This is a genomic window from Actinomadura chokoriensis, from assembly GCF_041463665.1.
Classification (GTDB): Bacteria; Actinomycetota; Actinomycetes; order Streptosporangiales; family Streptosporangiaceae; genus Spirillospora; species Spirillospora chokoriensis_A.
Window position 1 is genome coordinate 165581 of record NZ_JAXCEJ010000019.1, and the last position, 6326, is coordinate 171906.

Annotated in this window: 3 protein-coding genes; 1 reads left to right on the forward strand and 2 read right to left on the reverse strand. The window is 67.7% G+C overall.

From position 1 onward, the window contains the following. The first annotated feature begins 40 nt into the window (after window positions 1-40). Window positions 41-2716: a BTAD domain-containing putative transcriptional regulator gene (locus tag SM418_RS27055; RefSeq protein ID WP_371943836.1), complete on the forward strand. Its 2676-nt coding sequence runs from the start codon at window positions 41-43 to the stop codon at window positions 2714-2716. Window positions 2717-2727: 11 nt separating this feature from the next. Here SM418_RS27055 and SM418_RS27060 read toward each other — a convergent pair whose 3' ends face one another. Both SM418_RS27060 and SM418_RS27065 read right to left on the reverse strand, forming a co-directional pair. Next, window positions 2728-5811: a trypsin-like peptidase domain-containing protein gene (locus tag SM418_RS27060; RefSeq protein ID WP_371943835.1), complete on the reverse strand. Its 3084-nt coding sequence runs from the start codon at window positions 5809-5811 to the stop codon at window positions 2728-2730. Beyond that, window positions 5811-6119 carry a trypco2 family protein gene (locus SM418_RS27065; protein ID WP_371943834.1) on the reverse strand — a complete coding sequence of 103 codons (309 nt, stop codon included), beginning with the start codon at window positions 6117-6119 and terminating at the stop codon, window positions 5811-5813. The genes SM418_RS27060 and SM418_RS27065 overlap by 1 nt, the downstream gene beginning before the upstream one ends. Between the last annotated feature and the right edge of the window lie 207 nt (window positions 6120-6326).

Consider the following 6326-nt stretch of genomic DNA (forward strand, 5'->3'; position numbering starts at 1 on the left):
GGCCGACTTCGCGCGCGGCCTCGGCGCTCTCGTGGTCTTCGTGTTCCTCCTGGTCGGATGCCCGGTCGCGTTGTACGCCATGGGCGGCTCGCCCATCCCGGACCGGATCCCGTCCTGGGAGGAGGTCCACGCGACCCTGATGCGGCAGGACACCGACCAGAGCGTGTTCCTGGCCACGATGTTCCTCATCTGCTGGGGCGCGTGGTGCCTGTTCATCGTCACCGTCTGCGCCGAGGCGATCAACTACCTGGCCGGACGATCCAGACCAACCGTGCCGCGCACGGTCCTGCCCCTGCAACACCTGGTCCGAGACCTCGTCGCCACAGCCACCCTCACCTTCAGCGCCGCCGCGTCCCTCGCAACCTCCACCTCGGCCTCCGCCGCAGCGCACACGCACGCCGCGACCGAAATCCACAACGCCGCTGTTCCCGAGCTGGGTTCTCACCATCAGTCGTCGCCCAGGCAAGACACACCGCCACAGGACCCGACCGAACCCGAGTGGACACCGCTTCTGGCCAACGAGCCCACAGCCCAGCCCAAGCCCGACCAGGCCGCTTGGCAGACCCACGTCGTCAAGCGAGGCGAAACCCTCTGGGACCTCGCCCGCCGCACCTACGGCTCCGGCGACCGATACCCCAAGATTTTCAAGAAAAGCCGGGGTATTGACCAGCCTGACGGGCTTCCCGCCCTCACCGACCCCGACATCCTCCACCCAGGCCAGCGCATCCGGCTCCCGCGCCCCGGCGCGCCGAACGCCGCGCCTTCACCGTCGCGAGCAGCCACGCCGCGTGCAAGCGCGCACTCGGCCCCTTCCGAACAAGGGAAGCAAAGCGGTACCCGAACCCCAGCGCCGCCTGGTTCAAGGTCCGGCAAGTCGACGGCGTCATCCGTGCGGAGCCCGGTCGTGGCGCCGCCCGCCGACCACTCCGTCAGCCCGGTGCCAGCGGTACCGAACGACCAGGACGATGCAGGCTCGCCCCTGGCGATCTCTCTGCCGTCCGGTTCCCGCATCGGCTTCGGTCTCGCCGCGGCGCTCTCTGTGGCGGTAGCAGCCACCCGCCTGCACCGACGCCGCCGGCGTCCGCTGAAAAGCGACCCGGACTCCTCCGTGTACATCCCCGAGCCCCCGATCGCGGCCCCGGTCCTCAAAGCCCGCAAAGCGCACCTGGACACCTACGTTGACCGCGAGGTCCCTGTCCCGTCCGACCCGGAACTCGTCCGCGAGGACCTGCTGACCCCGGAACCCGACCACCTGATCGTGGGCACCCGTGATGGCCAGGGCGTCACCGTCCCTCTGGCCGGTCTCAGCCTCGGCCTGTCCGGGGACGGCGCGCACGCCGCCGCCCGAGCCATCACAACCGAACTCCTGGCCAAAGCCCACCGCTACCGCGCCGAAGTCGTCATCCCGCAGGCCGACGCGCAGGCGCTCTTTCCGGGCGACGACATCACCGACCTGTCCACGGCGCTCGAAGGCTTGATCATCAAGCCCTCCCTGAGCGAGGCCATCAACCATCTGGAGGCAGAACTCCTCCACCGTGGCCGGGTTCTGGAAGCGACTGAGCAACCCGACGTCGCCGCCCTGCGCGCTGACGACCCGGCCGAGCCGCTGCCGACCGTTCTCCTGGTCGCGTCCATACCCGCCAACAATGCAAGAGTGCAGGCACTCACAACACTCGGGTGCCGCTTCGCCATCGGAGTCCTGGCGCTCGGTCCTTGGACGTCCGGCACCAGCGTGGAACTGGCTAGCGACGCGACCGTTACGGGCACGCACGGCCTCAATGCCGCACGGTTCACCGGAGCCCGCCTGTTCCACCTCACCACCGGCGACGCCGCAGACATGCTGCGGACCATTCGGACCGCCACCGGCACCGAAACAGCCGTCGCGTCCTGGCCGACGAACGCGGACGACCCGCAACCGGTGCCCGAGCTGCATCCTGCCGTGACCATCGTCCCGCCGCCGCGCCTATCTGATGAAGCACCGGGTCCCCCGGTCCGCCTTGAGGTGCTCGGGGACGTCCTCCTGGGCACCGCGGACGGCCCGATCAAGACGGGACTGCGTCAGCGTGCCCGTGATCTGCTCGCCTATCTCGCCCTGCACCCTGACGGTGTCACCAGAGACCGGGCCTGCGCCGACCTCTGGCCAGACGACAGCCCCGGGAGCATCGTCTCGACGTTCAACACCGCCGTCACCAACATCCGCAGCGTCCTCCGGACCGCTACCGGCCTCAGCGGCCCCATGTACGTCATCTGCAGCGGTAGCCGCTACCGCATCGATCCCGACGTCATCGACGTCGACCTCTGGCAGCTGACCACCGCCCTTGCCGACGCCCAGCAGGCCACCGACGACGCCGCAAGAATCCGCGCGCTCACGCTCGTGGCCGACCGTTGCGGCGGTGAGTTCGCCAGCGGCCTCACGCAGCAGTGGGCCGAGGTCCAGCGCGAGCACCTCCGCCGTGTCGTCGGCGACGCCCTTACGGAGCTCGTCCGCCTCCTTGAGGAAGACGATCCAGAGCAGGCGCTGACGGTGCTGGAACAGGCCATCACCCGCGACCCTTACGCCGAGCCCCTCTACCGAGACGTTATGCGGCTACAGATTCGCCTCGACCGTCCGGAGGCCGTCCGCCGTACCTACGGGCTCCTCTCGTCCCGCCTTGCTGAACTCGACGCCGAACCCGACGCCGAGACTTGCAGGATCGTGAATTCCTCGACGCAATAATTGAAACGAAATTATTCTTGGCTAGGTGGCTCCCGTAGCCATCTCGGAGCCTCTTTATCCGTGAGTTCTTGGAACCGTTCTGTCACCCCTTCTGCGTCCTGCTCGTAGGCGCGACGCAGAAGATCAACTGCAATCCTAAAAAGGCCCTGAATTTCTTCGGAAAGCGATTGTTGCTCAGAAAGCACTACCAGCAGAGGGTCAACCGCATCGACGGCATGTGTGTTCTCTATCAGAGTAAGACCGAGAACTACCAGGCTTCGGAGGTAAGCAGGCAGGTAGGCGTCGCGGTTGGTGTCGGCCAGTTCGCGGTAGGAGGTGACGGCTTCCTCTGACACGGGGAGTGCTTCGGTGCGGCGGCCGGCTTCCGCCAACTGGGCAGCGTGGTTGTTCAACGACGTTGCCAGGTTGGGTAGGTAGGCGTCGCGGTTGGTGTCGGCCAGTTCGCGGTAGGAGGTGACGGCTTCCTCTGACACGGGGAGTGCTTCGGTGCGGCGGCCGACCTCCGCCAACCGGGCAGCGTGGTTGTTCAACGACGTTGCCAGGTTGGGTAGGTAGGCGTCGCGGTTGGTGTCGGCCAGTTCGCGGTAGGAGGTGACGGCTTCCTCTGACACGGGGAGTGCTTCGGTGCGGCGACCGACCTCCGCCAACCGGAGAGCGTGGTTGTTCAACGATGCGGCAAGGTCGGGCAGGTAGGCGTCGCGGTTGGAGTGGGTGAGCGTGCGAAACAGTTTGGTGAGGATGCCGGTGATGGTGGCGCTGAGGTGGGCCCCGCTGACCGAGGTGCGCGGGAGTAGAGCGTTGGCGCGCCATACCTGGCTGGTCAGGGCGTCCGGGGCGTGTTCTCCCAGCCGTTGCAGCCCCGCCAGCAGGATGCCGCGATGAGCGGGGGTGGTGGCCAGGAACGGCGCGGCGGTGGCGAACGGATCGGGGTGTGCGGCGATCAGTTGAATGGTCTGTTCGCCGACCAGGTCATGGAACTCAGGGTGGGTGGCAGTACGCACCAATGCGAACAATGCTTGCTGTGCGGTGCCCAGGTCGTCCGCCAGCGCCGCGATCTGGTCGATCGGCGACACGGCACCCACAGCGGAGAGCACGGCGGGTACGCTGCCGGACCCGGTGCTATCAGAAGTGAGGATGGTTCCCAGCAATATCTCGGCCAGCCGATCGGGCTGCACCTCACCGACCACAAGCTCCCGGTTTCCGCCCGCCCCCGGTATGGGTGAGGGTGGGTAGAGGGCGGCCAGCCATTCGACGACGTCGGCGGCTCGGGCCGTGGAGGCCAGGGCACCGATGGCGGCGGCCAAGCCGTCATCGCAGGGACCCAGCATGATCAAGCCGGCTATAGCCCGGTCCAGTAACGCCATGGCGTGGCGTTCGCGGCTGTTGCGTGCCACTGTCGCTGACAGCACGTCACGTTCCAGCAGCCCTTTGCCGGCGGCGACTCGGCGGTGGTAGTCGCGTTCGTGCCGGGCCAGCTGCTGCTCAGGACGCTGGCCAGTGCCGCGATCCGGGGCCGCAGCCTGCCCGGATGCCACCTGCAGCAGGTCCAGTAGTGCCGTCATCTGCAAAGTCAGCGCGTTCCCGAACTCCACAGGCAGTACCGGCGGGGTCTGCGTCAGTTGTTGCGCCAAGGTTGGCCACTGATGACTTACGACCTCGGGCACCGCGGGCTCAGGCAACCGCTGCAGCCCCGTGGCCAGCCCCCGCACCGCTGCTCGGTATCCCTCGCGCCGCATGTCGTCATCGTCGGCCAGTGGCGGTAGCGGTAACAGCGCCGCCGCCTCGTCGCCGAGGAGGTCATGCAGGTCCTGCCACCATGCGCCGCTGGCCCGGGCCAGCAGGAGTACCCGCACTGGTCGGTGTGGCGGCCTAGCCAGTAGACCGGTCAGCAACGTCTCAACGAACAGTGGGGATGCCTCGGCGTAGTCACAGACCACCAGAACTGGCTCGACGCACGCCCGTACCCCGTCGGCCAGCCGCTCAGCCTGGGCTTGCTGTTGAGCATCGCTGGCCGCCCGCGACACGGTGACCGTGAATCCCCCCACCCAACCAGCGTCCAGGCTGTCGGCGATGAACTGACGCGCAAGTCGCGTCTTTCCCTGCCCGCCCTCACCGGTCACCAGCCGTACCGACACTCCTGCCAAGTCGGCGGCCCGGGGGCCGACCGAGCCGTTGTCGCGCCACTCCGCCAACATCCCCAGCTGAGCGGTGCGACCTTGAAAAGGAACCACCTCGGCGGCTGCGGCTAGCAACGACCCTGGTGTCGCAGCCCGCGCCGCCACTGGTCGTGCCTGCACCACATCAGCCAGCTCCACCGGCTCCGGCACTGGCTCCAACGCCGTGCCGTCGTGGACCAGCCGGACGAACTCTGCGTCGTTCAAACAGCGCGTGATGGGGACGGCCCGCAACCGGTTGTGCGCCCGCCGGTCGTCCACCGTGACCACACCCACCAGCCACGAGTCGACGAACACCGCCGCCCCCGACACGCCTACCCATGCCGAGTCCGCCACAGGCTCACCACGTGGACCGTGATCCTGGTTGAGCGCGAACCCGTCGTGGTCACGCGACACCTGATTCACATCGCCGGCCAGTGGTTCGATGAACCGGGTCTTGTCGTCGTCACGTGTCGCTCGTGGGAACCCCAGGCCGTTGTAGCGCAGCGTCGTGCTCGTCACCGAACGCCCCCACTGCACCGGCGCCCACTCCTCCGCGCCCGGCACCGATTCGTCCAGGCGCAGTAAGGCCACATCTTGCGAAGGGTGCTCCCACAGCAGCGACGCACTCACCCGGACGGGGAGCAGCGTCTCCCCACCCCCGGCGGTCTCCTCGCCTGCGCCCGCGTCAACTGGGGTGTCGGCGGGTTGCCCGATGCGTACCTGTAGTTCCGGCCACATCCGGCACCGCCCGCAACCATGCGAAGTACCGGCCCGCTTGGCGTGCTCCTCGCACGCGTCCACCAACACATGCCGACAGGTCAACACCAGACTCGGCCCGACCAGATAGCCCGTCCCGCTGCACTTCACCTGTCGGCCGGCGCCGGCCCGTACATCGGCCAGCCGCCGTACATCGGCCCCCTGCCGCGCCTGCTCAGGCATCAGTCGTCGAACGACCCCTCGTCATCGTCGCCGACCTCGGCGGTGCTCCCGCCCAGCGCCTCGTCCTTGACCTCTAGCTTCAGCTTCAACCGGTGCGCGTTGCCCTTGCTGATCTTGCCCTCGGCGCCCACTGACAGCACTCCGAACGAGGCTTTGGCGCCGCCCTCCTTCCGCAGCTCGACCAGCAACTCCATCTCGACCTCGGTCACCTTGAACCGCAGCTGCTGATCCGCCCCCGCGTCCTGAGCCTCGCCCAGCTCATACCGCAGTTGCTCAATCGCCTCAGCCAGACCGATCAACGACTTCACCCCCGCACAAGACCTGACAGGAGCCCTCATCCTGCCAAGGCACACCCCGCGCGCACCCCCGTAATAGCCCCGGTGTCACCGACCGGGTGTGTCCAGTTAACGGTGTAACTCGATCTTGCTGAGGTCAGTTGCGGGCGGCGGTGAGGCGGCCTTCGAAGGCGATGTCGAAGGCGTTGAGGGCGGCCTTCCAGCGGGCGATCCAGCGTT